Source organism: Streptomyces sp. NPDC032745 (assembly GCF_055579465.1).
Map to the genome: position 1 here is coordinate 440,896 of NZ_JBVING010000001.1, position 23,138 is coordinate 464,033.

Here is a 23,138-nt window from a genome sequence, read left to right on the forward strand (position 1 = left end):
GCCCCGGCCTGGCCTCCGGCCCCGGCCTGGCCTCCGGCCCCGGCCTGGCCTCCGGCTCCGGCCTGGCCTCCGCCCCGGGCTGCGCTCCGGCCCCGGCGGCCCCTCGCCGGGGCCCGGGTTCCCCGGCGGTGGGCGCTGGGTGCCTCGGGGCCGTTGCGGTTCGCGGGACGAGCGCGGGTCCTGTAGGAGGCTCCATACCTGCAGGCCGTACAGCCGGTCGAATTGGCTATTCCGGGATGTGAGAGCGGTGGTGCACGATGGCTGCATGGCACCGCACTTCGACCACCCCGGCGAGCAGGCCGCTTCGGACCCGATCCGGCTGCTCGAGATCCGTGAGACCCCGCTCTCGATCGACGAGGTCTTCACGGCCGTCGGCGACGACGCGACGGGCGGCACGACGCTCTTCGTCGGCACGGTGCGCAACCACGACAGCGGGGCGGACGTCGACGCGCTCGGCTACTCCTGCCACCCGACGGCCGAGGCCGAGATGCGCCGCGTCGCCGAGCGCGTCGTGGCCAAGTACCCGGTCCGCGCCCTGGCCGCCGTCCACCGCGTCGGCGACCTGTCCGTCGGCGATCTCGCGGTGATCGTGGCCGTGTCCTGCCCGCACCGCGGCGAGGCCTTCGAGGCCTGCCGGATGCTGATCGACGACCTGAAGCACGAGGTGCCGATCTGGAAGCACCAGACGTTCTCCGACGGTACGGAGGAGTGGGTCGGCGCCTGCTGATCAGATGGGGGACCCGGCCGCTGGGAGGTTTTCGCGAACCGGTACTGTCCCACCCGTTCGGCCGCGCAACACGCCCTCGATTTGCGTAACCCCCTCCCGGGCACGAGCGTTGAAGCCACCAACGACACGTACTTTCGGGGCAGGGAGGCACGTCCATGGCGTCATTGGCGTGGTTGCTGATTCCGCTGTTCGCCGCGATCGGAGCGGCGATATGGGGCAGCTGGGCGGCGCGCGACCGCACTCAAGGCGACATATCCGAACTCGCCGGCTACGCGAGGTTCCGCGAAGCGATGGACAGGACCGATCAGGCCAGGGCGAAGGCAGCGGCCCATTCCGGTTCCGACGCGGTATGACGCGTCCCGGGCGAGGCCCCCTGAGAATCCGCTGAGAGTTCCGTGTACGGCCCCCGTAGGGACCGGCCCCGGCGGCCGCCCGTCAGGGCCGTCCCGTACTGTCGATCCATGCCACGCCGCACTGCGACGATGCTCGCCTCCACCCTCATGCTGTTCGCGCTGCTCTGCGCAGGGGTGTTCATCAAGGTCCCGTACTCGGAAATGAGCCCGGGCCCGACGGTGAACACGCTCGGGGACTCGCGCGGCGAGCCCGTCATCAGCATCGCGGACCACAAGACGTACCCGACCAGCGGGCACCTCAACATGACGACGGTCCGCGTCACGGGCGCCGACTACGACATGAATCTGCTCGAAGCGGTCTACGGCTGGCTGTCCGACGACAACATCGTCGTCCCGCACGAGAACCTCTACCCGGACGGGAAGACGGAGGAGCAGTCCACCCAGGAGAACGCGGAGGAGTTCAGCCAGTCGCAGGAGAGCGCCAAGGTGGCGGCCCTCAAGCAGCTGGGCACGCCGGGGGTCACCACCCGCGTCGTGGTCTCCACCGTCGTCAAGGGCAGCCCCGCCGAGGGAAAGCTGCACGCCGGTGACGTGATCCGGGCCGTCGACGGCAGCCCGGTGGGCGCCCCCGAGGACGTGGCCAAGCTCGTCACCAAGCGCAAGGCCGGCGAGCCGGTCGAATTCACCATCGTTCCCGTGGCCGAGGCGGCCGAGGCCGAGAAGGCGCACCGCGAGCCCACCGGGTCGACCAAGGTCGTGATCACCACCGCCAAGGCGGAGGGCGACGGGCACGCCATCGTCGGCATCCGGGCGGGCACCGACCACACCTTCCCGTTCACGATCGACATCAAGCTCGCCGACGTCGGCGGCCCGAGCGCGGGCCTGATGTTCGCCCTCGGCATCGTCGACAAGCTCACCCCGGGCGATCTCACCGGCGGCAAGTTCGTCGCGGGCACCGGCACCATCGACGACGCGGGCAAGGTCGGCCCCATCGGCGGCATCCAGATGAAGACGATCGGCGCCCGCCAGGCCGGCGCCGAGTACTTCCTGACGCCCGCCGAGAACTGCTCCTCCGCCGCCCAGCACATCCCCGACGGCCTGACCCTCGTGAAGGTCTCCACCATCGACGACGCCACGAAGGCACTGGAGAAGATCAGCAAGGGGGACACGGCCGGGCTGCCGCAGTGCGGCAAGCCCTGACCGGTCCGCCGGAATCGGGCCGGCCGGCCCCGCTCAGTCCAGGAACGTCGCGGCCAGCGCGTCGGCCAGGCCCGGGACCAGGCTCGCGCCGGTCAGCACCTCGGTCGACGAGTCCTTTTCGCGCAGGCGTACGGCCGACTCCCGCGACCCGTCGCGCAGCACGCCCACGGTGAGGCGCACCTCCTGCCGGTCCGGGTGCGCGGCGACCCACTTGGCCAGCTGCTTGTCGCCCAGCCCCTCCGGTACGGAGGCCTCCGCGGACGGCGGCAGCATCAGCCGCTCCACCGTCAGCGCGCAGCCGACGATCGACGGGGGCCAGGCGATGGTTCCCAGGAACTTGTCCAGCGGCGTGCCCTTCGGCACCTCGTCCTGCTCGATCGGGGTGAGCTGGCTCTTGCCGGCGTCGTCCTGGTCGAGGCCGAGCTGGCCCGCGAGCCGGGGCTCCGACTTGCGGAGCCTGGAGGTGTCGACGAGCGCGAAGAGCCGGGCGGGCTTGTCCCAGCCGAGGGTGGAGGCGTACTCGTCGATCTCGAGGACGGCACGCGTCAGGGGGGTGGCGGCCATCGGCGTGCCGCCCGGGGAAGGCGAAAGGTTGGACATGGACAACATCCTGCCTCCTTTCCGCCCGATACCGGGAACTGACTAAAGCCTCAGTAAGTTGCATGAGTGGGGCCTACCATCGGGGCCCAGCTTGAGAAATGTCAGTAACGAGACTCAGCGACTTTCGAGGTGCGCACCTTGGCTTTCCAGATGCCGGACCGCGGCGGAGGCCCCTCCGGGCCACGGATGAGAGTCGGCCGCCCCTCCCGGCGTGCCCGAACTCTTCTGATGACCTTGGGCGTACTGGCCGTCCTCGGCATGGCGTTCATCATGTTCGCGGGCTTCTGGACGGACTGGCTCTGGTTCCGCTCCGTGAAGTACTCCACCGTCTTCACCACCACCCTGTGGACCAAGATCGGCCTCTTCGCCGTCTTCGGCCTGCTGATGGCGGGTGCCGTCGGGCTGAACATCTGGCTGGCGTACCGGCTGCGGCCGCCGCTGTCCGCGATGTCGATGGAGCAGCAGAGCCTCGACCGCTACAGGATGAGCGTCGCCCCGTACAAGACGTGGCTGCTCCTCGGGATCGCGGCGCTCGTCGGCATGATCGCGGGAGCCTCGGCGGCGGGCCAGTGGAAGACCTGGCTGATGTACGTGAACGGGGTGCCCTTCGGGCAGAAGGACCCCCAGTTCCACCTGGACGTGTCGTTCTACACCTTCGACCTGCCCTGGTACCGCTTCCTGCTCGGCTTCGGCTTCGCCGCGGTCGTACTGTCGGTGATCGCCGCGGTCGTCGTCCACTACCTGTACGGCGGACTGCGCGTGACCAGCCCGGGCGCCCGGGCCACCGCCGCGGCGACCGGGCACCTGTCGGTGCTGCTCGGCCTCTTCGTGACGCTGAAGGCGGTCGCGTACTGGCTCGACCGGTACGGCCTCGCCGTGAAGTCCAGCGACTTCAAGGCCGCGGACAACTGGACCGGCCTGCGCTACGTCGACGCGAACGCGTACCTGCCGGCGAAGACGATCCTCGTCGCCATCGCCGCCATCTGCGCCGTGCTCTTCTTCGCGACGCTGTGGCGCCGCACCTGGCAGCTGCCCGTCATCGGCTTCGGCCTGATGGTGCTCTCGGCGATCCTGATCGGCGGGCTCTACCCGGCGATCGTGCAGAAGTTCCAGGTCCAGCCGAACGAGCAGGCCAAGGAATCGCCGTACGTCGAGAAGAACATCAAGGCGACGCGTGATGCGTACGGGATCGACCAGTCCGACGTGAAGGACTACCCGGGCGTCCCGCAGACCGAGGACAAGACCAAGCTGCGGCAGGCGGCCAACACCACCGCCAGCGTCCGGCTCCTCGACCCGAACATCGTCTCCCCGGCCTTCCAGCAGCTCCAGCAGGTCAAGGGCTACTACGCCTTCCCGTCCACGCTCGCCGTGGACCGGTACAGCGGCCAGGACACGGTCATCGGGCTGCGCGAGCTGAACATCGGCGGCATCCCGAAGAACAACTGGATCAACGACCACTTCAAGTACACGCACGGCTACGGTGTGGTCGCGGCCAAGGGCACCACCGTGAAGGACGGCGCTCCCGACTTCACGCAGTCCGACCTGCCCTCCAAGGGGATGTTCGGCACGGACTTCGAGCAGCGCATCTACTACGGCGAGCAGACGAAGCAGTACTCGATCGTCGGCGGACCGCAGAAGGAGCTCGACTACTCGGACGACAAGGGCGAGAAGGAGACGAGCTACAAGGGCGACTCCGGCGTCAACCTCGACAACCCGGTCAACCGGGCGGCGTACGCGCTCGCGTTCAGCGAGCCCCAGATCCTGTACTCCGGCGCCATCGGCGACGGCTCGCGGATCCTCTACCACCGCACGCCCAAGGAGCGCGTCGAGGCCGTCGCCCCGTGGCTGACCATCGACGGCGCCCCGTACCCGGCGGTCGTCGACGGCCGGATCAAGTGGATCGTCGACGCGTACACGACGACGAACGGCTACCCGTACGCCTCGCGCACCACGCTGGGCCAGAGCACCGCGGACTCGCTCACCAACAGCCAGCGCGCGGTGGTGGCACAGGAGAACCAGGTCAACTACATCCGCAACTCGGTCAAGGCCACCGTCGACGCGTACGACGGCACGGTCAGCCTGTACCAGTGGGACACCGAGGACCCGGTCCTGAAGACCTGGATGAAGGCGTTCCCGGGGACGGTCAAGCCCAAGAGCGACATCTCCAAGCCGCTCATGGACCACCTGCGCTACCCGCAGGACCTCTTCAAGGTCCAGCGCGAGCTGCTCACCCGGTACCACGTCACGGACCCGCAGACCTTCCTCAGCGGCAGTGAGGCATGGGCCGTCCCGGACGACCCGACGACCAAGGCCGGCACGGCGGTCCCGCCGTACTACCTGTCGATGAAGATGCCGGACCAGAAGGAGAAGGACCAGGTCTTCTCGCTCACGACGACGTTCACGCCGAACGAGCGGGACAACCTGAGCGCCTTCATGGCGGTCAACGCCGATCCGGGCACCCCGGACTACGGCAAGATCAGAATCCTGAAGCTGCCGACCAGCAAGCCGGTCGACGGCCCCAAGCAGGTGCAGAGCAAGTTCCAGTCAGAACCGAAGATCGCCGAGTCGATCCGGCTGCTGCGCGGCGGCGACTCCGAGGTCGAGTACGGCAACCTGCTCGCGGTGCCGCTGGACGGCGGGATGCTGTACGTGGAGCCGGTGTACGTGCGCAGTTCGAATCTGAAGTACCCGCTGCTGCGCAAGGTGCTGGTGACGTACGGGAACCAGACGGCGTTCGAGGACAGCCTGGAGAAGGCGCTGAACGTGGTCTTCGGGGCGGAGGCGCCGACGGTGCCGACGACTCCGGTGACCCCGCCGGGCGAGGGCACCACCACGCCCCCGGCCTCCCAGAACCCGACGGTCAAGACGGCCCTCGAGGATGCGAGGAAGGCGATCGAGGCAGCCGAGAAGGCCCGTCAGGCCGGCGACTGGGCGGCCTTCGGCAAGGCGCAGGACGACATCAAGGCGGCTCTGCAGCGGGCGATCGACGCGGAGGCGAAGCCGGCGACCCCACCGCCCGGGGGGTAACCGGTAATGGCTCAGTCCCGCGTCGTGATACTGTGGTTTCACCGACGCGGGGTGGAGCAGCTCGGTAGCTCGCTGGGCTCATAACCCAGAGGTCGCAGGTTCAAATCCTGTCCCCGCTACTGAAGATGAAGGCCCGGATCCATGGGATCCGGGCCTTCGTCATGTCCAGGTTCGGCACGTCCTTCGTCATGTCCAGGAGGACACGCGGGGGTCATGAGGTAGCTGGGACGGGTGAGTTGGGGTGGGAGCGTGTTTGACTTATCTCTCTGTGGGCATGTCGACAAAACGCTGTAGTGACCTCACAGGCTGCGACATACCAGGTGTACGCGGGTAGCAGGTGATGCGACGATGGGATTTATGGGGGACAGGTCAACTCTGCTGGAGACAGGGCGGTTTGTGAGGGCGGAAGTCGAATCGGGCGCAGAGGCCAACGAGGAGACTCCGGTCGTTAACGCGCAGACCGCACTGACCGATGCGGATTTCGCGGAGGAAATGTTCGCCGAGACCGACCCGGCGAGCGACACCGAGCTGGAAGCACGGCACCGGGTCGCGGCCGACCGGGGGGACCCGGGCGCGATGAGCGTGCTCGGGGCGCTGCTGCTGCGCCGCGGCGACCTGGCCGGCGCCGAGCCGTACCTGCGCGGCGCCACCGCGGAGGGGGACCGCGCCGCCGCGAACAACCTCGGCGTGCTGCTGCTCCAGCGCGGGTACCCCGAGGAGGCCGCCGGCTGGTGGCGGGTCGCCGCCGTCGCCGGATCCGCGCCGGCCGCACACGCACTGGGCCGCCACTTCCGCGAGCGCGGGGACGAGCCCGCCGCCGAGTACTGGCTGCGCCAGGCGGCCGAATCCGGCCATGCCCTGGGTGCGTACGGGCTCGCCGACCTGCTGGAGCACCGTGGCGACAAGGGCGTCGAGCGCTGGCTGCGCCAGGCCGCCGAGCAGGGGCACCGCGAGGCCGCGTACCGGCTGGCCCGGCACCTGCGCAAGGGCGACCCCGCCGAAGCCGAGCAGTGGTACCGGCAGGCCGCCGCGCGCGGGCACCGGCGGGCCGCACTGCACCTGGGCGCCCTGCTGGAGGCGCGCGGGGAGCTCAAGGAGGCCGGGCGCTGGTACCTGACCTCCGCCAAGCAGGGCGAGGCACGGGCCGCGTGCGCGCTCGGATTCCTGCTGCGCGACGCCGGCGACGAGGAGAGCGCCGTCGCGTGGTGGAACCGGGCCGCGCAGGACGGCGACGGGAACGCCGCCAATGCGCTGGGCGCGCTGCACGCCGCGCGGGGGGAGACCCAGACCGCGGAGAAGTGGTACCGGACCGCCATGGACGCGGGAGACCAGAACGGGGCGTACAACCTTGCTTTGCTGTGCGCCGCACAGGAGCGGACCGCGCAGGCCGAGCAGTGGTACCGGCGGGCCGCCTACGCCGGCCACCGGGAGGCCGCCAACGCCCTGGCGATCATGCTGCTGCAGGTCGGCGACGCGGCGGGGGCCGAGCCGTGGTTCTCGAAGGCGGCCGAGGCGGGCAGCGTCGACGCCGCGTTCAACCTCGGGATCCTGTTCGCGAGCCGGGACGAGGACCGGACGGCGCTGAAGTGGTACGAGCGGGCCGCGTCGGCAGGACACACGGACGCGGCGCTCCAGGTCGGCATCGCGCTCGTCCGCGACGGCGAGGACCGGGCAGCCGAGCGGCACCTGCGCTGCGCCGCGGGCGGCGGCAGCGCCGAGGCGGCGTTCCGGCTGGCCGCGCTGCTGGAATCGCTGGCTCCGCCGCCGGAGCCGGTGGCGCTGGGCGAGCCGGTCGGCGGGGCCGAGCGCACCGAGAGCGAGGAGTGGTACGAGCGCGCCGCGGAGCTGGGGCACCGGCGCGCGCAGGTCCGGGTCGGGATGCTGGCCGCCGCGCGGGGCGATCTGGCGGTCGCGGCGCGGTGGTACCGGGAGGCGGCCGAGGCCGGCTCCCGGAACGGGGCGTTCAACCTCGGACTGCTGCTCGCCCGCGAGGGGAACGAGCCGGAGGCGGCGCTGTGGTGGACCCGGGCCGCGGTCGCCGGCCACGGCCGGGCGGCGCTGCGGCTGGGGCTCCTCGCTGCGCGGCACGGGGACCTGGCGGAGGGCCAGAAGTGGTGCGTCCGGGCCATGGAGCTGGGGCCGGCGGAGGTCTCCGAGCGGGCGGCCAGGCTCCGCGAGGCGCTCGCGGAGGAGCTCTCCGCCTGACCCCGGACCGACCCCGGACCCCGCGCCCCACCTGCCGGCGGGGCTGGAAAGTTAAGCGATTTGCATCTGTCGGGGGGCGTCGCGTAAAGTCGTGTTTACCGACGCGGGGTGGAGCAGCTCGGTAGCTCGCTGGGCTCATAACCCAGAGGTCGCAGGTTCAAATCCTGTCCCCGCTACTGAAGGCTGAAGGCCCGGATCCCATGGATCCGGGCCTTCAGTCGTTTCACGACAAAAACACGGGCCCGGGAGCAGCGCTCCCGGGCCCGTGTTCGTTCCTCGCCGTCCCTCGTTCGTCACGCCCCCGCGCAGGACGGGCACAGGCCCCGGTACGTCACCTCGACCGCCGACACCACGAAGCCGAAGCGCTCCGCGTCCGGGAGGTCGGCCAGCGGGTTGCCCGACGGGTGCACGTCGCGGATCGCGCCGCACTGGGCGCAGACCAGGTGCTGGTGGGGCTGGTGGGCGTTCGGGTCGTACCGCTTGGCCCGGCGGTCCGTGGAGACCTCCAGGACCTCGCCGAGGGACACGAGCTCGCCCAGCGTGTTGTAGACGGTGGCGCGCGAGATCTCCGGCAGCCTGTCCACCGCCCGGGCGTGCACCTCGTCGGCCGTCAGGTGAACGTGGTCACCGTCGAGCACCTCGGCCACGACACGCCGCTGTGCGGTCATGCGCCATCCGCGTCCGCGAAGTCGTTCCAGCAGGTCACTCATGGGCACCAGCCTAACAGCGAGGGGATTCGGTGTAACTCCCGAACCTGTGTGGAGTTGGATCCTTACTTGACTTAGACAAAGTCCATCGTAGGATCGAGTACGGCAAAGGCCAAGGACGGGACACGCAAGGAATGACGCAGGAGGCGCACGTGACGCAGGGACCGCTCACCACGGAGGCCGGGGCTCCGGTCGCCGACAACCAGAACAGCGAGACGGCCGGCGTCGGAGGTCCCGTTCTGGTCCAGGACCAGCTGCTCCTCGAGAAGCTGGCGCACTTCAACCGCGAGCGCATCCCGGAGCGCGTGGTGCACGCCCGCGGCGCCGGCGCGTACGGCACCTTCACCCTCACCCGTGACGTCTCGCAGTGGACCCGGGCGAGGTTCCTGTCCGAGGTCGGCAAGCAGACCGAGACCTTCCTGCGCTTCTCCACCGTCGCGGGCAACCTCGGTGCGGCCGACGCGGTGCGCGACCCCCGCGGCTGGGCGCTGAAGTTCTACACCGAAGAGGGCAACTACGACCTCGTCGGCAACAACACCCCGGTGTTCTTCATCAAGGACGCCATCAAGTTCCCCGACTTCATCCACACCCAGAAGCGCGACCCGTACACCGGCTCGCAGGAGGCGGACAACGTCTGGGACTTCTGGGGTCTGTCGCCCGAGTCCACCCACCAGGTGACCTGGCTGTTCGGTGACCGCGGCATACCGGCGTCCTACCGCCACATGAACGGCTACGGCTCGCACACGTTCCAGTGGAACAACGAGGCCGGCGAGGTCTTCTGGGTCAAGTACCACTTCAAGACCGACCAGGGCATCAAGAACCTCACCCAGGCCGAGGCCAACCGGCTCGCCGGCGAGGACCCCGACTCGCACCAGCGCGACCTGCGCGAGTCCATCGAGCGCGGCGAGTTCCCGACCTGGACCGTGCAGGTGCAGATCATGCCGGCGGCGGACGCGGCCGAGTACCGCTTCAACCCGTTCGACCTCACCAAGGTGTGGCCGCACGAGGACTACCCGCCGATCGAGATCGGCAAGCTGGAGCTCAACCGGAACCCGGAGAACGTCTTCGCCGAGGTCGAGCAGAGCATATTCAGTCCGGCGCACTTCGTCCCCGGCATAGGCCCGTCCCCGGACAAGATGCTCCAGGGCCGCCTCTTCGCGTACGGCGACGCCCACCGCTACCGCGTCGGCATCAACGCCGACCACCTGCCGGTGAACCGCCCGCACGCCACCGAGGCGCGCACCAACTCCCGTGACGGCTTCCTGTACGACGGCCGCCACAAGGGCGCGAAGAACTACGAGCCGAACAGCTTCGGCGGCCCCTTCCAGACGGACCGTCCGCTGTGGCAGTCCACCGCGGTCACCGGCGGCACGGGCAACCACGCCGCCCCGGTGCACTCCGAGGACAGCGACTTCGTCCAGGCGGGCAACCTCTACCGCCTCATGTCCGAGGACGAGAAGTCCCGTCTGATCGAGAACCTGTCCGGCTTCATCGCCAAGGTCTCCCGTGACGACCTCGCCGAGCGCGCGATCAACAACTTCCGTCAGGCGGACGGTGACTTCGGCAAGCGACTGGAGGCTGCGGTCCAGGCCCTCCGCGGCTGATTCCCCGCTCGCCGAGAGCTGAAGGGCCGGACCCCGACGGGGTCCGGCCCTCCGGCTTGCGCCGCTGCGTACGGTGCTACGCCGGTACGGTGCTCCTCCGCGCCGGCACCCAGCAGCGGATGACATCGCGTACGGACACGATGCCGACCGGCCCGCCGTGCTCCAGCACGATCAGATGGCGGAAGCCGCCGTGGACCATCGCCTCGGCGGCCTCCTGGACGGTGGCCTGAGGGGTGCAGAACACCACGTTGTTGGTGGTGTGCGCGCCCACGGACTCCCGGTCGGGATCGTGTCCGGCGCCGATGGAGTTGAGGATGTCGCGTTCGGTCAGGATGCCGATTCCGCTGTGGTCGGGATCGAGGACGACGGCTGCGCCGACCCGTCGGCCGGACATCAGGCAGGCCGCCTGCCGGAGGGTGTGGGCGGGTCCGAGGGTGAGGATCACGGTGCTCATGGCGTCACGGACGAGCATGAAGAGAGCCACCTCCTGGGGAGAGTCCCTCCGCTTGGGTGGGTGCACCCGGTGAAGGTCCGCACCGAAAGGGCACGGAACTTAGAGAAGGCCTTCACAAGCGCACAAGCGGATGGATCCTCAGATTCCCATGGACACGGAGGGTCATCAAGAGGGCGCACCAGGTTGTCCGGGCGCAGGGCCCGAACGGCTCAGGCGCGCGGGCGCAGATATCCCAGCATCTCCTCGTGCAACAGCCCGTTCGAGGCCGCCGCGTTCCCGCCGTGCACGCCCTCCGCGCCGTCCAGGCCGGTGAACCGGCCGCCCGCCTCCTGGACCACGACCGCGATGGCCGCCATGTCCCACAGGTTCAGCTCCGGCTCGGCGCACAGGTCCAGCGAGCCTTCCGCGACCATCATGTACGGCCAGAAGTCGCCGTAGCCGCGGGTCCGCCAGCACTGCCGGGTCAGGTCCAGGAACCCGGCGAGCCGGCCCTGCTCCTCCCAGCCGCTCAGCGAGGAGTACGCGAAGGAGGCGTCGCCCAGCGTGCCCACCTTCGAGACCCCGAGCGGAACGGGCGCAGCGCCCAGCGCACCGCCGGCGTACGCGCCCCCGCCCTGCGCCGCCCACCAGCGGCGGCCCAGCGCCGGCGCCGAGACCACGCCGACCACCGGCCGGAAGACCCCGTCGGCACCCTCCGCCATCAGCGAGATCAGCGTGGCCCAGACGGGGACGCCCCGCACGTAGTTCTTCGTGCCGTCGATCGGGTCCACGACCCAGCGCCGCGGACCGCTGCCCTTGAGGCCGTACTCCTCGCCCAGGATGGCGTCGGCGGGCCGCGCGGCCGCGATCCCGGCCCGGATGATCTCCTCGGCGGCCTTGTCCGCCTCGCTCACCGGGGTCATGTCCGGCTTCGTCTCGACCTTCAGGTCGAGGGCGCGGAAACGCTGCATCGTGGCGGCGTCCGCCGCATCGGCGAGCTCAAGGGCAAGGCGGAGGTCATCGTCATACTCGGGCATGGCCGAACAGTATCGGGACTCCCCGGACCCGGCGAACGGCGTCCACGGTGCGACCGGCAGGCGCCCTTGACAGGATCTGTCGGTCCGTCAACTCTGGCGGGAAAGCCGAGCGGGGGAGTCGAGCGGGGAGGCGCGGATGCCGGCAGCCCGGGAGTCCTTGCTGGAAGCGGCGGGAGCGGCGCTCTTGGCGCGCCCATGGCCGTCCGTGCGGATGGTCGACGTGGCGGCCACCGCCGGGGTGTCCCGGCAGACCCTCTACAACGAGTTCGGCGGCAAGGCGGGCCTGGGCCGGGCCCTGGTGCGCCGCGAGGCCGACTGGTACCTCGAAGGGGTGGACCGGGTCCTGCGCTCCCCGGCCGGGGCCGCCGAGCGCCTCGCCTCGGTCGCGGAGTGGACCGTACGGGCGGCCCGTGCGCGTCCCCTCGTACGGGCGCTGCTGACGGGGTGCTGGGACGGGAACTTACCGATGCCGCCCGGGCAGGGAGTGCGGCCGGGCGTACCGGCCCCGGGGCCCGGGGAGCTGGCCCGGGCCGTCCGTGACCGGGCCTCGGTGGCGCTCACCCCGGGGGAGGGGGCGCAGCGGTGCGAGCTCGCCGTGCGCCTCGCGCTGTCCTACGTGATAGCCCCGGGCGAGGAGCCGGGCCTCGGTGAGCTGATGCGGCTGCTGCGCCTGCTCAGTGAGCCGAACCGGACAGCTGGAGGCCGATGACGCCCAGGATGACCAGCGAGATCGAGACGAGTTTGAGGGTCGAGACCAGGTCGCCGAGGAAGACCATGCCGTAGATGGCCGTCCCGGCGGCCCCGATGCCCGTCCACACCGCGTAGGCCGGGCCCACGTCCAGTTTCTTCAGGGCCAGGGTCAGCAGCCCGAAGCTGCCGAGCGCGAACGCGGCGAAGGCGATGGTCGGCCACAGCCGGGTGAACCCGTGGGACAGCTTGAGGCAGACCGCGAAACCGGTCTCCAGGATTCCGGCGACGACCACCAGCAGCCACGCCATGGCGCATGCCTCCCCGCGTCAGGTGACGTCATGTCACGTGGTGCGATTATGCATTTACCAGCCGTGGTGCCCGGCAAACCCCGCCGGACGATCAGTCTCCTTCGCGGCGCTCGCGGGTCTGGAGCAGCCGACGCAGCGAGTACAGGCGCGCCGGGTCCGCGTGGCCGTCCTCCACCCACTTGTCGAGCGCACAGTCCTGCTCGTCGTGGCTGCAGGCCCGCGGGCAGCCCTCCGTACCGGGAACCAGTTCCGGGAAGGCCAGGATCACCCGGGACGGGTCCACGTGGTGCAGGCCGAACGAGCGCACGCCCGGGGTGTCGATGACCCAGCCGTCGCCGCCCGGCAGCGGAAGTGCCAGCGCCGAGGTGGTGGTGTGCCGGCCGCGGCCGGTCACCGCGTTGACGTGCCCGGTGGCGCGCTGGCGGCCCTCGGCGACCAGCGAGTTCACCAGGGTGGTCTTGCCGACGCCCGAGTGGCCGACGAAGGCGGTGATCCGGCCGTTCAGGCGCTCGCGCACCCGGTCGGCGGCGTCGCCGCTCGCCAGCTCCTCGCGGTTGGTGACCACGTAGTTCAGGCCGAACGTGGAGTAGATCTCCAGGATCTTGTCCGGGGAGGTCAGGTCCGACTTCGTGAGCACCAGCAGCGGCTCCAGCCCGGCGTCGTACGCGGCCACCAGACAGCGGTCGATCATCCGGGGCCGCGGCTCCGGGTCGGCCAGCGCCGTGACGATCGCCAGCTGGTCCGCGTTGGCGACGACCACCCGCTCGTACGGGTCGTCGTCGTCCGCGGTGCGCCGCAGGACGGACTTGCGCTCCTCGATCCGCACGATCCGCGCCAGGGTGTCCTTTTTGCCGGTCAGGTCGCCCACGATCCAGACCCGGTCGCCGACCACCGCCGCCTTGCGGCCCAGCTCGCGGGCCTTCATCGCGTGGATGGTGCGGCCGTCGACCAGGCAGGTCAGCCGGCCGCGGTCGACGGTCAGGACGAAGCCCTCGGCCGCGTCCTCGTGCTTGGGCCGGATGGTGGTCCGGGGCCGGTTGCCCTTGGGGTTGGGCCGCTGGCGGATGTCGTCCTCGTCGGTGTGCTTGCCGTACCTGCGCATGACGGCCCTACGCTCCCGCTCCCGAGAGCATGCCGGCCCACATCCTGGGGAAGTCCGGCAGGGTCTTCGCGGTCGTCGCCACGTTCTCGATCTGCACGCCCTCCACCGCCAGGCCGATCACCGCACCCGCGGTGGCCATCCGGTGGTCGTCGTACGTGTGGAAGACGCCGCCGTGCAGCGGGCGCGGGCGGATGTGCAGGCCGTCGGCGGTCTCGGTGACCTCGCCGCCGAGCCCGTTGATCTCCGCGGTCAGTGCCGCCAGCCGGTCCGTCTCGTGCAGCCGCAGGTGCGCCACCCCGCGCAGGGTGGACGGGGAGTCGGCCAGTGCCGCCACGGCCGCGATGCCCGGGGTCAGTTCGCCGACCTCGCTCAGGTCCACGTCGATGCCGTGGATCTTGCCGCTGCCGGTGAAGACCAGGCCCGCGTCGGTCAGCTCGCAGGAGCCGCCCATCTCGGTGAAGATCCTGCGCAGCTCGTCGCCGGGCTGGGTGGTGCGGCGCGGCCAGTCCGGGATCGTGACCGTGCCGCCGGTGATCAGGGCAGCCGCCAGGAACGGCTGCGCGTTCGACAGGTCCGGCTCCACGACCATGTCGCGGCCCAGCAGCGCGCTCGGCGCGACCCGCCACACGTTCGGCTCGCCGCCCGCCTCGGGGGTGTCGACCTGGGCGCCCGCCGCGCGCAGCATCTCCACCGTCATCCGGATGTGCGGCATCGACGGCAGGGCGGTGCCCACGTGCCGGACCTCGACGCCCTGGTTGAAGCGCGGGCCGGAGAGCAGCAGCGCCGAGACGAACTGCGAGGAGTTGGAGGCGTCGATCTCCACGACGCCGCCCTCCAGGGCCCCGCCGCCCTGGACCGTCAGGGGCAGCGCGCCCCGGCCGTCGTCGTCGATCCGGGCGCCGAGGGTCCGCAGCGCGCTGATGACCTGGCCGAGCGGGCGTTCGTAGGAACGCGGGTCGCCGTCGAAGCGGATGTCGCCGGCGGCCAGGGTGGCGACGGGCGGCAGGAAGCGCATGACCGTGCCCGCATTGCCGACGTCGACCGTGGCCGGGCCGTGCAGGGCGGCCGGGATGATCCGCCAGGCCTCGCCGCCGGAGCCGTCACCGGAGCTGGAGGACGCGGTCTCCTCGATGCCGACGCCCAGCGCGCGCAGCGCGTCCGCCATCAGCCGGGAGTCGCGCGAGCGCAGCGGGCGGCGCACCCAGCCCGGCTCGGCGGCGAGCGCGGCGAGGACGAGGGCGCGGTTGGTGACCGACTTGGACCCGGGCACGGTGACGGTGGCGTGGACGGTGCCGTCGGCGAGCGGAGCGGGCCAGAGGGCGTGGAGCGCGGGGGTCTCGGTCATGGCCCCCACTTTAGTGGCTCCTGCCGGGCGCAGATCTTGATCGCGCCGCCGCAGCGGGGCCGGGCGGGGTCCGTCTCAGAGGTTGAGAAGCCAGCGCCCGCCGCCGATGAGAGAGCACAGCGCGACGGCGTGGAAGAGGAGCAGCCAGGCCACCGGGTGGACGTGGGTGAGCCGCCCCAGCTGGTCCGCATCGGAATCCGGCGCCCCGCCGTGCCGGCGCTGGGCCCCCAGCTCGAAGACCGGCCGTACGGCGCCCATCAGCAGGAACCACACCACCAGGTACGCGAAGGCCGCCTGGACCTCGGCCGTGGCGAGCCAGGAGACCAGGACGAACGCGGCGCCGGCCAGCACCACCATCAGGGCCCCGTACGCGTTCCGGATCATCACCAGCATCGCGAGGAGAAGCGCGGTGGCCGCCCACAGCAGCAGCGTGATGCGGTGGGCCGACAGCAGTGCGGCCCCGCCCAGCCCGAGCAGCGCGGGCGCCGGGTACCCGGCGGCGGCGGTCAGGATCATCCCGGGCCCGGTCGCCTTGCCGACGCTGACGGTGACGCCGCTGGTGTCGGAGTGCAGCCGGATCCCGTCGAGCTTCCGTCCGGTCAGCCGGGCCACCAGCCCGTGGCCCCCCTCGTGGGCGATGGTCACGGCGTTGCGGGACAGCCGCCACAGCGGGCGCGGCCCCACGGCGGCCAGCGCGACCACGCCCGTCACGATCACCAGCCACAGGGGCGGCGGGGTCTGTATGCCGGTCAGCCGGTCCCACAGGCCGGCGGTCGTGGTGCTGTCCATAGAGTGGCGGACTCCTTGCGGTGGTGGGCGGGTGAGATGGCAGTGTGGCAGCCATGTGCGGAAGGTATGCAGCGAGTCGTAGGCCCGAGGACCTGGTGGAGGCCTTCGGCATCGAGCGGTGGGAGCCGGAGGAGACCCTGGCGCCCGACTGGAACGTGGCGCCGACGAAGGACGTCCACGTCGTCCTCGACCGTCCTGTGAAGGACGCTCCGGATCCGCGTCCGGTTCGTCAGCTGCGCACCCTGAAGTGGGGGCTCGTCCCCTCCTGGGCCAAGAACCCCGACGGCGCCGCCCGGATGATCAACGCCCGGTCCGAGACGCTGGCCGAGAAGCCGTCCTTCCGCCGGCCCTTCGCACAGCGCCGCTGCATCGTCCCCGCCGACGGCTACTACGAGTGGGTCACCGCCCACGACGAGCGGCAGCTCGAGGTCGAGGGCAAGAAGAAGCGGGCCCGCAAGCAGCCCTACTTCGTGCTCCCCGCCGACGGCTCCGTCTTCGCCATGGCCGGGATATACGAGTTCTGGCGCGACCCGGCCCTCCCCGGCGACCACCCGCAGGCCTGGTGGGCGACCTGCTCGGTGATCACCGCCGAGGCCGAGACCGGGCCGCTGGCCGTGGCCCCCGCCGAGGGCCCTGCCTCGCTCGCCGAGATCCACCCCCGGATGCCGCTGATGCTGACCCCGGACCGCTGGGACGCCTGGCTGGACCCGGCCCGCACCGACACCGACGAACTCCGGGCCCTGCTCGCGCCGCCGGGCGGGCTGATGCGCGCGTACCCGGTGTCCACGGCGGTCAGCAACGTGCGCAACAACGGGCCGGAGCTGCTCGACGAGCTGGCCGCGCCGGAGGAGTGCACGCTGTTCTGACCCGTGCAGGATGGGGCCATGACCACGCGTACGCGTACCGAGAGCGTCGACACCCCGGCGGGCGAGGCCCGCATCACCTGGCATCCCGCCCCCGCCCGCACGGCCCGCCTCGTGCTGGCCGTCAGCCACGGCGCCGGCGGCGGCATCGAGGCCCGCGACCTCCAGGCCCTGGCCGCCGCCCTGCCCGCGCAGGGGATCACCGTGGCGCTGGTCGAGCAGCCGTGGCGGGTCGCCGGGAAGAAGGTGGCCGCCGCGCCCAAGGTGCTCGACGAGGGCTGGCGGGGCCTGTGGCCGGCGCTGGCCGGGCCCGGGCTGCCCGTCGTGGCGGGCGGGCGCAGCGCCGGGGCCCGGGTGGCCTGCCGGACCGCCGCCGAGCTGGGGGCGGCCGGGGTGCTGGCGCTGGCGTTCCCGCTGCACCCGCCGGGCCGGCCCGAGAAGTCCCGGGCCGAGGAGCTGACCGGCGCCGGGCGGCCCACCCTGGTCGTCCAGGGCGGCCGGGACCCCTTCGGGCGGCCCGGGGAGTTCCCGCCGCCGACCGCGCAGGCGGCGTACGAACTGGTGGAGGTCCCGCACGCCGATCACGGCTTCGCGGTGCCGAAGAAGGCCGGCCCGACCCAGGAGGAGACCCTCGAGGCGATCACCGGGGCCGTCACCGCATGGCTCGCCGGACTTCCCCTCTGACGTGATCCCGATCACCTTTCGGAGCCTGCCCGGCAGAGGCCGCAAACCCCGGGAATGCACGGCCCCGCCCTTCTGTTGTGCCGGATGTCGGAAACGCACGGGAAATCGTCGGAGGAGAGGGAGCGCATGACCCAGGTCATCAGCCAGCACCGTCCGCAGGCGGCAGGCCTGGACTGGACGGTCCTGCCCGGGCCCAAGCGCGGCCTGCTTCAGGCGGCGGAAGGCCGGGATGGTCGACTATTCTCCGATTCGAGCGGGTCCGCTTTCGGAGCCGTCACGCAGTCGGAGGAGGTGGGTCCTGTCGCTGGGACCGACGAAGGCCACGCGGAGGAGACAACCCCGGAGCGCAATGCGCGCTTCGAGAGGGACGCCCTCGGCTACCTCGACCAGATGTACTCGGCCGCACTGCGCATGACGCGCAATCCGGCCGACGCCGAGGACCTGGTCCAGGAGACGTACGCGAAGGCATACGCGTCCTTCCACCAGTTCCGCGAGGGCACCAATCTCAAGGCGTGGCTCTACCGCATTCTGACCAACACGTTCATCAACTCCTACCGCAAGAAGCAGCGTGAACCGCAGCGCAGTGCGGCGGAGGAGATCGAGGACTGGCAGCTGGCGCGCGCCGAGTCGCACATGTCGACGGGACTGCGTTCCGCCGAATCGCAGGCGCTCGACCACCTGCCCGATTCGGATGTGAAGGAAGCGCTTCAGGCCATTCCGGAGGAGTTCCGCATCGCGGTCTATCTTGCCGACGTAGAAGGCTTTGCGTACAAGGAGATCGCGGACATCATGGGTACACCCATCGGTACGGTCATGTCGCGACTGCACCGTGGCCGCCGTCAACTCCGCGGAATGCTGGAGGACTATGCCCGTGAGCGCGGGCTGGTCCCCGCCGGCGCGGGAGAGTCGAACGACCTGAAAGGCTCGGGCTCATGAGCTGCGGAGAGCCGCACGAGACGGAGTGCTCTGAGGTCCTGGACCACCTGTACGAGTTCCTGGACCACGAGATGCCGGACAGCGATTGCACGAAGTTCGAGACGCACTTCGGCGAGTGCAATCCCTGTCTGGAGAAGTACGGCCTCGAGCAGGCCGTGAAGAAGCTGGTGAAGCGCTGCTGCGGTTCGGACGACGTGCCGACCGATCTGCGCTCGAAGGTCATGGGCCGGATCGAGCTGATCCGTTCGGGCCAGGCCGTCCCCGATCACGACGTGACCGCGGATCCCGCCACCGGCTGATCGAACAACCGCCCCTGGAAGCCCACTTCGTTCACCCGAAGGTGCTAATCCGGGGGCGCCCGTACGGCGCAATACGAAAATGTGGCCCGCTCCACAAGGGGCCCCACCTATTCTCCCCAGACGGTGCCCGTGCGATGCGGCGGCACCGGGTGCGCACGGCACACGGGAGGAGAGCGCCATGCGGGTACTTCCGCCGGCGGCGCGCCCCTCCCTCATGTGGGCCGTCATCCTGTGCGCCGTCCTGGCGGCATTCGCCTGCACCGCCCCGGCCTTCGCCGATTCCGGCACCTCCTGGCCCGTCGTCGGGCTGCTCGCCCTCCTCTACCTGGGCTGTGAACTCGTCAAGCTGTGCCCGCTGCCGGGCAGCCGCAGCCGGGTCCCCGAGGGCATCGGCTCCTTCCTCCCCGTGGTGCTCGCCGCCGTCTTCCTGCTGCCGCCGGCCGCAGCCGCGCTCGTCGCGCTGCCCGGCGGGTTCGCCCAGGCCGTGGTCCAGCGCCCCGCCCGGGTGCGCCGGGTGTGGCACGCGGCGCAGCAGGCCACGGCAGCCTGGGCCGCGGGATGGACGTTCGCCCTGCTGGGCGGGCCGGCCGCGCTCGGCGCAGGCCCCTTCGAGGGGTCCTTCGGCGCGGCCCTCGGGGGGGCCGGGCCGCCCGGTGCGGCCGGCCGGCTCGCGGACTTCCCGTACGCGTTGCTCCCCGCGGCGGCCGCGGCCGCCGCCTTCTGCCTCGTACTGACCGCCCTCGACGCGGGCATCCTGGCCGCCGCCGGGGGACGGCCCGCGCGGACCGCGTGGCGCGGACTGTTCACGCGCTCCCTGGCCCCGCACTGCGTGCACGGCCTCGCCGGGCTGATGATGGCCGTCATGTGGCGCAGCCCGTACGGGCTCCCGGCCGCGCTGCTCGTCCTGCTGCCGATGTACATCTCCTGCTGGGTCTTCGCCCAGTACCACCGCGAACAGGCCGCCCACCAGGCCACGATCCGGGCGCTCGTCCAGGCCGTCGACCTCAAGGACCGCTACACGCGCGGCCACAGCGAGCGCGTCGGCCAGGCCTCGGCGATGATCGCCCGCGAGCTGGGCATGGCCGAGGACCGGCTCGAGGTCGTCCGGATCGCCGGGATCCTGCACGACGTCGGCAAACTCGGCGTCCCGACCCGGCTGCTGCGCAAGGACGGGCCGCTGACGCCCGAGGAGCGCCGGGTCATCGAGCTGCACCCCGAGTACGGGCACGAGATGGTGCGCGGCATCGGCTTCCTGGGGGAGGCCCGGTCCGCGATCCTGCACCACCACGAGCGGGTCGACGGCACCGGTTATCCGTACGGGCTGGCCGGTGAGCAGATCCCGGTGCTGGCCCGGGTGGTGGCGGTTGCCGACGCCTTCGACGCGATGACCTCGACCCGCTCGTACAGCCGGGCCCGGCCGGTGCCGGTGGCCCTGGCAGAGCTGGAACGGTGTGCGGGGGCGCACTTCGACCCGGCGATGGTGTACGCGCTGGTGGACGCGATCGGCCGGGACGGCTGGCACCCGGTGGTCACCGCGGACGACGACGTGCAGGTGATCCCGGCCGGTTCCGCTTCCGCTTCCGGCCGTGTGCCGACGGCCGTCGCCGCAGCCGCAGCCGCCGCACCTGTCGCGGACGTCCCCGCCGAGGCCGTCCCGGACCCCGGCGGCCCCGGGCTGTCCGGGCTCCCGGCCCAGGGCGCCCGCCTGGGCGTGCGGACCGTGGACCCGCGGGCCGGGCAGGAACCGGACGGCGGGGGCGGGGCATGAGGGGCGCGGTCGTGTGGACGGTGCGCGGGGCCGCCGGGGCGCTCACCCTGGCCGGGCTCGGGCACACCCTGTGGTACGGCGTCGTCGAGCCGGGCACCGCCCTGGCCTTCGGCATCCTGATCGCCTGCGGCGAGCTCGCCCGCCGCGACACCGGTGACCGCCGGGCGGACGGCGAGCCCGGCGCCGCCCGGGACGCGGCCGAGGAGCGCCGGCCCGCGCCGCTGGGCTCCGCCGGCGCCCTCGCGTACGCCCTGCTCGGCCCGAACGCCGCCCAGTCCACCCACCACGGGGTGCTCCAGATCGTCGCCGTCGTCGTCGCCGCGGCGCTCGCCGGGATCGTCCCGCACATCGCCCGGGGCCGTGGCCCCGCCGCCGACCACCTGGCGCGCCGGGTCCTCACCGTCGCCTTCGCCGCCGTCTGCTTCCAGCCGCTCTACAACTCCGGCCGGCTCGAGCACGGCATCGGGCAGGGCCCGTACCTCGTCCTCTTCCTGCTCTTCCTGCTCGGCCTCACCGCCCTCTGCGACGCCGTGCTCGCCGCCGCGCCGGCCGGTGCCCGCACGGGCTGGCCGTACGGGCCGCTGCTGCGCGACGAGCTGCGCGGCCGGCTCGGCATCGGCTCGGCGATCTGCGCCACCGGGGTCGTCATGGCCCTCGGCGTGGCCGTCGCCGGGCTGTGGGCCCTGCCCGTCCTCTGCGTCCCCCTGCTGCTGACCCAGCTGTCCTTCCACCGGATCACCACGATCCGCACCACCTACCGCCAGACCATCACCTCCCTGGCCCGGGCCACCGAGATCGCCGGCTGTACCCGCCCGGGGCACTCCCGCCGCGTCGCCGCGCTGAGCTGCGCCGTCGGCCGGGAGCTCGGGCTGTCGGAGCGGGAGCTCACCGTGCTGGAATACGCCGCCCTCATGCACGACATCGGCCAGCTCTCCCTCGTCGACCCGGTCCGGGCCGGGGCCACCGCCGGGCTGCCCGCCGCCGAGGCCCGCCGGATCGCCGTGCTCGGCGGGGAGGTCGCCCGGCAGACCGGGGTGCCCGCCGAGGTGGCCGTGGTCGTGGAGCGGCAGGCGGACCCGTACCGGGACCAGCCCGTCGCGGCGCGCATCGTACGGGCGGTCAACGCGTACGACGACCTGCTGGGCGGGACCCGTCACCCGGACGGCTCACTGGTGGCCCTGGAGCAGCTCCGGCTGGGCACCGGGCGCGACTATCAGCCAGAGGTCGTGGAATGTCTTGCAAGGGTTCTGGCCAGGGGCGGACGTGACAGAGTCGGTCAAGTCCCACTTGGGTAACCCATGGGTAATGAGCGGCCGTCCGAGTGGGCATGGTTGGATGCCAGTAGGAGTGTCCGTGAGGGTGTCCGCAAGGCTGCACCGTTGGACCGGCAGGCGGGAATCGTGAGGATCTTCGGGAAGGTACGGCATCGGCCCTCCGCTTCGTGGCGGCAGGCCACCGACCGCGCGTTCACGCTGATCGGCGACGGGCGGTACGAGGATGCGGGTGCGCTGCTGACCAGAGCAGCGGACCTGGAGCCCTGGCTGTCCGAGTCCTGGTTCAACCTCGCCCTGCTGCACAAGTTCCGGCACGACTGGGAGCAGGCGCGGGCCGCCGGGCTGCGCGCCGTGGCCCTGCTGGACCGCGAGACAGGCGCCCCGGACTGGTGGAACGTCGGGATCGCCGCGACCGCGCTGCAGGACTGGCCGCTGGCCCGCCGGGCCTGGCAGGCGTACGGGCTGAAGGTGCCCGGGGACGCCGCCGGCGGGAAGAAGAACAGCGGCGAACCGGTCGGCATGGAGCTCGGCAGCGCCGCCGTACGGCTCTCCCCCGAGGGGGAGGCCGAGGTGGTCTGGGGCCGCCGGCTGGACCCGGCCCGCATGGAGGTCCTGTCGATCCCGCTGCCGTCCTCGGGACGCCGCTGGGGCGAGGTCGTCCTGCACGACGGGGTCCCGCACGGCGAGCGGGTCACGGCGGCCGGGCCCTCGTACCCCGTCTTCGACGAGATCGAGCTGTGGGCGCCCTCGCCGGTGCCGACCTGGGTGGTGCTGCTGGAGGCGGCCACCGAGGCGGACCGTGACGCGCTGGAGCAGCTGGCCTCGGACGCGGGCTTCGCCGCCGAGGACTGGTCGTCGTCGGTGCGGCTGCTGTGCCGGACCTGCTCGGAGAGCGTGATGCCGAGCGGCGAGGGCGACGGCGAGCACCTGGACCCGCACGACCACAGCGAGCCGGGGCATCCCGGACCGCTCGGCCACCGTACGAACGGTTCCGGCCCGCTGTGGGTGCCGGAGCGGGAATGCGGCATCGCTGCGCCCGCCGGTCTGGTGCGCGGACTGCTCGACGGCTGGGTCGCGGACAGCCCGGAGACCCGGGAGTGGCGGGATCTCGAGGAAGTCTGCTGACCGGGCACCGTAGGCTGTACCGGCACATTGGTGAACGGGTGGACTTACGGAAGGCGTACGGC

At 71.7% G+C, this 23,138-nt stretch carries 22 protein-coding genes and 2 tRNA genes; 16 read left to right on the top strand and 8 right to left on the bottom strand.

The window, feature by feature from the left end:
* The first annotated feature begins 265 nt into the window (after positions 1–265).
* The 3 genes from ACZ5WG_RS01940 to ACZ5WG_RS01950 all read left to right on the top strand — a co-directional run bounded on the left by ACZ5WG_RS01940 (position 266) and on the right by ACZ5WG_RS01950 (position 2,280).
* Complete coding sequence (locus tag ACZ5WG_RS01940; protein WP_266625697.1) at positions 266–727, top strand: molybdenum cofactor biosynthesis protein MoaE; 462 nt, start codon at positions 266–268, stop codon at positions 725–727.
* A 155-nt stretch (positions 728–882) separates the two neighbouring features.
* Positions 883–1,080, top strand: coding sequence for a hypothetical protein (locus ACZ5WG_RS01945; protein ID WP_468719919.1), 198 nt, complete (start codon positions 883–885; stop codon positions 1,078–1,080).
* 108 nt (positions 1,081–1,188) lie between these two features.
* Entirely contained in the window at positions 1,189–2,280 is a 1,092-nt protein-coding gene (locus tag ACZ5WG_RS01950; protein ID WP_468719921.1) for a YlbL family protein, read from the top strand.
* 33 nt (positions 2,281–2,313) lie between these two features.
* On the opposite strand, the gene ACZ5WG_RS01955 is transcribed toward ACZ5WG_RS01950, so the two are convergent.
* On the bottom strand, positions 2,314–2,889 hold the full coding sequence (locus ACZ5WG_RS01955; protein ID WP_468719923.1) for a PPA1309 family protein: 576 nt from the start codon (positions 2,887–2,889) through the stop codon (positions 2,314–2,316).
* 141 nt (positions 2,890–3,030) lie between these two features.
* On the opposite strand from ACZ5WG_RS01955, the gene ACZ5WG_RS01960 reads away from it, so the two are divergent.
* The 4 genes from ACZ5WG_RS01960 to ACZ5WG_RS01975 all read left to right on the top strand — a co-directional run bounded on the left by ACZ5WG_RS01960 (position 3,031) and on the right by ACZ5WG_RS01975 (position 8,288).
* Positions 3,031–5,907 (top strand): UPF0182 family membrane protein, encoded by a 2,877-nt coding sequence (locus ACZ5WG_RS01960; RefSeq protein ID WP_468720493.1) that lies wholly within the window; start codon positions 3,031–3,033, stop codon positions 5,905–5,907.
* 45 nt (positions 5,908–5,952) lie between these two features.
* Positions 5,953–6,026 (top strand) — tRNA-Met (locus ACZ5WG_RS01965).
* Between the two features lie 238 nt (positions 6,027–6,264).
* Complete coding sequence (locus ACZ5WG_RS01970; protein ID WP_468719924.1) at positions 6,265–8,112, top strand: tetratricopeptide repeat protein; 1,848 nt, start codon at positions 6,265–6,267, stop codon at positions 8,110–8,112.
* A gap of 102 nt (positions 8,113–8,214) precedes the next feature.
* Positions 8,215–8,288, top strand: a tRNA-Met gene (locus tag ACZ5WG_RS01975).
* Positions 8,289–8,405: 117 nt separating this feature from the next.
* Here the strand turns inward: ACZ5WG_RS01975 and ACZ5WG_RS01980 are convergent.
* On the bottom strand, positions 8,406–8,822 hold the full coding sequence (locus tag ACZ5WG_RS01980) for a Fur family transcriptional regulator (protein ID WP_468719925.1): 417 nt from the start codon (positions 8,820–8,822) through the stop codon (positions 8,406–8,408).
* Positions 8,823–8,953: 131 nt separating this feature from the next.
* Here ACZ5WG_RS01980 and ACZ5WG_RS01985 point away from each other — a divergent pair, with 131 nt between their 5' ends.
* Positions 8,954–10,423, top strand: coding sequence for a catalase (locus ACZ5WG_RS01985; RefSeq protein WP_468719926.1), 1,470 nt, complete (start codon positions 8,954–8,956; stop codon positions 10,421–10,423).
* Between the two features lie 76 nt (positions 10,424–10,499).
* Here the strand turns inward: ACZ5WG_RS01985 and ACZ5WG_RS01990 are convergent, their stop codons facing one another.
* The gene (locus ACZ5WG_RS01990) at positions 10,500–10,895 is read right to left on the bottom strand and encodes a CBS domain-containing protein (RefSeq protein WP_053784601.1); all 396 of its coding nucleotides are present in this window, start codon (positions 10,893–10,895) and stop codon (positions 10,500–10,502) included.
* A gap of 191 nt (positions 10,896–11,086) precedes the next feature.
* On the bottom strand, positions 11,087–11,893 hold the full coding sequence (gene hisN / locus ACZ5WG_RS01995; RefSeq protein WP_468719927.1) for a histidinol-phosphatase: 807 nt from the start codon (positions 11,891–11,893) through the stop codon (positions 11,087–11,089).
* A gap of 136 nt (positions 11,894–12,029) precedes the next feature.
* Here hisN and ACZ5WG_RS02000 point away from each other — a divergent pair, with 136 nt between their 5' ends.
* Entirely contained in the window at positions 12,030–12,602 is a 573-nt protein-coding gene (locus ACZ5WG_RS02000; protein WP_365952532.1) for a TetR/AcrR family transcriptional regulator, read from the top strand.
* Here ACZ5WG_RS02000 and ACZ5WG_RS02005 read toward each other — a convergent pair.
* The 4 genes from ACZ5WG_RS02005 to ACZ5WG_RS02020 form a co-directional block, all read right to left on the bottom strand.
* Positions 12,568–12,891 carry a DMT family transporter gene (locus ACZ5WG_RS02005; RefSeq protein ID WP_030153546.1) on the bottom strand — a complete coding sequence of 108 codons (324 nt, stop codon included), beginning with the start codon at positions 12,889–12,891 and terminating at the stop codon, positions 12,568–12,570. The genes ACZ5WG_RS02000 and ACZ5WG_RS02005 overlap by 35 nt on opposite strands.
* A gap of 91 nt (positions 12,892–12,982) precedes the next feature.
* Positions 12,983–13,993, bottom strand: coding sequence for a ribosome small subunit-dependent GTPase A (rsgA, locus tag ACZ5WG_RS02010; protein WP_266663953.1), 1,011 nt, complete (start codon positions 13,991–13,993; stop codon positions 12,983–12,985).
* 7 nt (positions 13,994–14,000) lie between these two features.
* A complete protein-coding gene (aroA, locus tag ACZ5WG_RS02015; RefSeq protein ID WP_468719929.1) occupies positions 14,001–15,338 on the bottom strand; it encodes a 3-phosphoshikimate 1-carboxyvinyltransferase in 1,338 nt (445 codons plus the stop codon).
* 75 nt (positions 15,339–15,413) lie between these two features.
* Positions 15,414–16,127, bottom strand: a complete 714-nt coding sequence (locus tag ACZ5WG_RS02020; RefSeq protein WP_468719930.1) for a M50 family metallopeptidase — start codon at positions 16,125–16,127, stop codon at positions 15,414–15,416.
* Between the two features lie 53 nt (positions 16,128–16,180).
* Here ACZ5WG_RS02020 and ACZ5WG_RS02025 point away from each other — a divergent pair, with 53 nt between their 5' ends.
* The 7 genes from ACZ5WG_RS02025 (at position 16,181) to ACZ5WG_RS02055 (ending at position 23,076) form a co-directional block, all read left to right on the top strand.
* Positions 16,181–16,993 (top strand): SOS response-associated peptidase, encoded by an 813-nt coding sequence (locus ACZ5WG_RS02025; RefSeq protein WP_468719932.1) that lies wholly within the window; start codon positions 16,181–16,183, stop codon positions 16,991–16,993.
* Between the two features lie 18 nt (positions 16,994–17,011).
* On the top strand, positions 17,012–17,674 hold the full coding sequence (locus ACZ5WG_RS02030; RefSeq protein WP_468719933.1) for an alpha/beta hydrolase family protein: 663 nt from the start codon (positions 17,012–17,014) through the stop codon (positions 17,672–17,674).
* A 291-nt stretch (positions 17,675–17,965) separates the two neighbouring features.
* Entirely contained in the window at positions 17,966–18,610 is a 645-nt protein-coding gene (locus tag ACZ5WG_RS02035; RefSeq protein ID WP_008741505.1) for a sigma-70 family RNA polymerase sigma factor, read from the top strand.
* Positions 18,607–18,909 carry a mycothiol system anti-sigma-R factor gene (gene rsrA, locus ACZ5WG_RS02040; RefSeq protein WP_053784609.1) on the top strand — a complete coding sequence of 101 codons (303 nt, stop codon included), beginning with the start codon at positions 18,607–18,609 and terminating at the stop codon, positions 18,907–18,909. The genes ACZ5WG_RS02035 and rsrA overlap by 4 nt, the downstream gene beginning before the upstream one ends.
* A gap of 178 nt (positions 18,910–19,087) precedes the next feature.
* Positions 19,088–20,677 carry an HD-GYP domain-containing protein gene (locus tag ACZ5WG_RS02045; protein WP_468719935.1) on the top strand — a complete coding sequence of 530 codons (1,590 nt, stop codon included), beginning with the start codon at positions 19,088–19,090 and terminating at the stop codon, positions 20,675–20,677.
* Positions 20,674–21,972 (top strand): HD-GYP domain-containing protein, encoded by a 1,299-nt coding sequence (locus ACZ5WG_RS02050; protein ID WP_468719936.1) that lies wholly within the window; start codon positions 20,674–20,676, stop codon positions 21,970–21,972. Before ACZ5WG_RS02045 ends, ACZ5WG_RS02050 begins: the two co-directional genes overlap by 4 nt.
* Before the next feature lie 105 nt (positions 21,973–22,077).
* Positions 22,078–23,076: a tetratricopeptide repeat protein gene (locus tag ACZ5WG_RS02055; RefSeq protein WP_468719937.1), complete on the top strand. Its 999-nt coding sequence runs from the start codon at positions 22,078–22,080 to the stop codon at positions 23,074–23,076.
* Positions 23,077–23,138: the final 62 nt, after the last annotated feature.